This window comes from Flavobacterium xizangense (assembly GCF_054075145.1).
In genome coordinates this window covers 544,323-547,726 of record NZ_JBSIPG010000001.1, presented here as the reverse complement: position 1 = coordinate 547,726, position 3,404 = coordinate 544,323, and the positions used below count along the sequence as shown (strand labels likewise).

At 37.7% G+C, this 3,404-nt stretch carries 1 pseudogene; it reads left to right on the top strand.

Annotation, left to right across the window (positions count from 1 at the left end):
* A pseudogene (locus ACWA1B_RS02290) lies at positions 1-3,404 on the top strand (SprB repeat-containing protein); the annotation flags it as partial.

Genomic DNA, 3,404 nt, shown 5'->3' with positions numbered 1-3,404 from the left:
GCGCGACTCCATATACATTCAGGGTTACCGATGCAAACGGATGCTACGATACCAAATCGGTTACGGTAAATCCGGTTACGCCGATTGCTGTAAATGGAAGCGTTATAAGTCATGTTAAATGTTTCGGAGTTAATACAGGAAGTGGTGTATTTACCGTTTCTGGATTTAGCGGAACATATAAATATAGTTTTGATGGAGGAGCAACAGAGGTTGTTAATCAAAGCGCAAGTACAATCAGTTTAGCAAATCTAGCGGCTGGAACATACAATGTTTTAGTTACAGATGAAGTTACGGGCTGTTTTGCAAATAATTCATTTACAATTAATCAGCCAACAGCTGCATTAAGCGCATCTTATGTTGCTGTAAACGCAAACTGTAATGTTGGTACTTCAAAAGTTACAGTAACGGCTACAGGAGGAACTGTAGCATACAAATACTCATTTGTACAAGATGGCCAACCAATAGGAACATTAACTACTTCAAATGTTGCGAATTTAGACCCTACAGTTAACAAATTTTGGGATGCATATGTAGTAGATGCAAATGGATGTCAAGTAAAATTAGATATAACTATTGATAGTGATAATGCCCCAACTGTTACAGCAACTGCTGCTGGACAATGTTTAGGCGTTGGTACTTATACTATTACTGCTTCAGGATCAGGAAAAGCGCCGTTGACTTATAGTATTACTGGTGCAGGTTCTGGTTTTGGTTCGTTAAATACTTTTACAGTAACCACTTCAGGTACTTATAATGTTTGGGTAAAAGATGGTAATGGCTGTGTTGCCATGACGACAGTACCAGTAATTGTAAATGATAAATTGACGATTTCTGCTCAATTAACGAAAGATGTTACATGTTCAGGTGCTACACCTGCTACAATTACTTTAAAAGCTTTAGGCGGTTCAGGTAGTTATTCTTACAGCTATACAAGTACGCCAGCATCTGCAACAGGAACTTTTGCTGGAAATGTTTTCACAACAAGTGATGCCGCTGATTTTATCTTTACTGTGACTGATAGTAAACTTTGTACAGCAACAACTACTGCTGCTGTTACAACTACGTTACCAGTTAATCCAGAGGTTACGGTTTCACTTGGAGCGGCAATCAGCTGTAATGGAGATTCTTCAGCTTCATTGAATGTTGTTGTGGATCCTTCAAAAGGTCAAGCACCGTTTGTTATCAATGTTTATAATAATACTTTAGGTATTGATTATCTTACAAGAACTTCAGGTCTTCGTGCAGGTTCATATACTATTACAGTAACCGATGCTAAAGGCTGTACTGATGTTAAGAATATTATTATAAACGAGCCATTACCTTTAACCGTTATTTGGGGTAAAACCGATATGCGTTGTGATTCTAGTACTGGTGGAGTATCAAAAGGAGAAATTATCGTACAATCAGTTAGTGGCGGTACTGGACCTTATGATTATTATGTGACAGGTATTAACGGATATAGTGCCGAAAAACATGGTATTCCAGGTACTACTGTCGTATTTGAGGTAGTAGACTTTGGTTACTATCAAATTAGAGTTGTCGATGTAAATGGATGTTCGGAATTTAAAAAAGATATTCTTATTGCGGCACCAGTAACAGGACTTGATATTGATATTGATACAAGTGTAACTTGTGGAGCTACAGGAGGTTCAGCTACAATTACAATTAGTAGTGCATATGCTGGATCAGGACCATTCTATTTTAATGTATATAAAGGAGCTGCTGCTACCCCTCCATTTACAGCTGTTAATGTAGATGGGTGGATTGGTGAAAGTTCTCCTGGACAAGCTATATATACTGGATTAATACCTGGGGTTTCATATACATTTGTTGTTTATTCTTCAACTACAGGATGTTATTTTTTCCAAGCAGCTCCAGATCCAATTCCTACCCATTCTGCTTTAGAAGTAGTTAGTGAGGTTGCAAGTAATATTACTTGTAAAAACGCTGGAGACGGAAAAGTTACTTTCGCAATTAAAAATAATTATCCTACTGTGCCGGCTCCAGGAGCTTCTGTAGATGTGACTTACTCAGTGATGGAAGCATTTACAAATAAAGAAATTATAGCTCCTACAACAATAACTGGTTTAGCTGCAGGTGCAACATCTACATCTATAACCTTAAACCCGTTGGCTGTTGGAACTTATTATATATTAGCACAAGAGACTTCAGGTCCTAATGCTGGTTGTTCTGTAGTTTCGGATAGTTTTACAATTAGAGAATCTGCTTTACCATTAACGCTTACAGCTTCAGCAACATCAAAAGAAGACTGTAATAATTTGGCAGTAATTTCTGCCCAGGCAAAAGATGGAACAGGGCCATATACTTATCAAGTAGTACCTTCAGGAAACTCTCCTGTAGCTACTGATTGGGTTCCTGGAAATACATTTACAAGGGCAGGTAGTATTACAGGAATAGATTATGACGTGTATGTTAAAGATGCCTATAACTGTATGCAATACCAAACAGTTAAGGTTTTCAAATATGCAACTCCAACAATAACACCACCAGCACAATTCTGCTATGTTGATGCTCCATTTACAATTTCGATTGTAGGAAGTCAAGATGCTACTATTGTTGGTGCTCCGACTTATAGTATAAACGGAAGCGCTTATCAAGCTTCTCCAGATTTTACATTTAATGCGGCAGGTACTTATAATTTATCTATTAAAGATGGTAAAGGCTGTATTACTACAGTTCCATATATAGTAGAACCTAAATTATTGTTAGATGTTAAATTAACGAGAGAGTTAAGTTGTATTGTTGGAAGCGAAAAAGCTCAATTTACATTGACGCCTTCTGGTGGACATGGAACAAATGTGTATTCATACACAGTAAACGGTGCTCCGGGTACAGATTCTTTTGTGGGGAATGTATTGACGACTGCAGCTGTTGGAACTTATGTATTTACAGTAACTGATAGTGAAAGTTGTACAGCTAACTTTACAATTGATTTAGATGATATTCCAGCAATTGTATTTGATGCAGTGCCTACGAACTTGACTTGTAATATGAGTGCTGATGGTACTATCAAAGTTGACGTAACAGGTGGAGTTGGTCCGTTCGAATATCAATTGGAAAGAGGTGCGGTTTTGGTTCGAGGTTTCTCTAGTTCAAATGAGTTCACAGGATTAATTGCAGCACCAAATTATGTTGTTACCGTTCGTGATGCGAAAGGTTGTACACTTACTGCTCCAGTAACTATTACGCAGCCGTCAGTTTTATCTGCAACGTCTTCAATTACAACAGATTTAGTTTGTACAGCAGGTAATAATCCATCTAAAGCAGTAGTAACGGTTGTTCCTTCAGGAGGAACTGGACCATACGAATACAGTTATGATAATGGAGTAAATTATACTTCAGATGATACTTATGAGACTTCAGTAGGAGCAAGATTTGACATA